This is a genomic window from Bradyrhizobium uaiense (assembly GCF_010811875.1).
Lineage (GTDB): Bacteria > Pseudomonadota > Alphaproteobacteria > Rhizobiales > Xanthobacteraceae > Bradyrhizobium > Bradyrhizobium uaiense.
In genome coordinates, this window is sequence record NZ_VKHP01000792.1 from 1 (window position 1) to 248 (window position 248).

General features: G+C 62.9%; 1 pseudogene. It reads right to left on the reverse strand.

Features of this window, described 5'->3' with window-relative positions:
* A pseudogene (locus FNJ47_RS52280) lies at positions 1 to 248 on the reverse strand (hypothetical protein); the annotation flags it as partial.

Below are 248 nucleotides of genomic sequence, written 5' to 3' on the forward strand. Positions count from 1 at the left end.
CGCAAGCGGGAGAGGGAGCACAGTTCCTTCGCAGCGCCGTTCAAGCCTAATTCATCATGCACTAGCGGCTGCGGCCGAGCCAGCGCTGTGTCGGGAATAGCTGCATCTGCCAGCGCCGCGCTGCCGCTTGTGCCGGGCTCGCGCACGGCGTGGACGTGCAGGATCACGTAGTCGCCGTCGGCGAACGAACGCTTGATCTCGCTGTGCGAGTTCGGAAATTTCTCACGCAGGAAGGCGATGAATTTGCG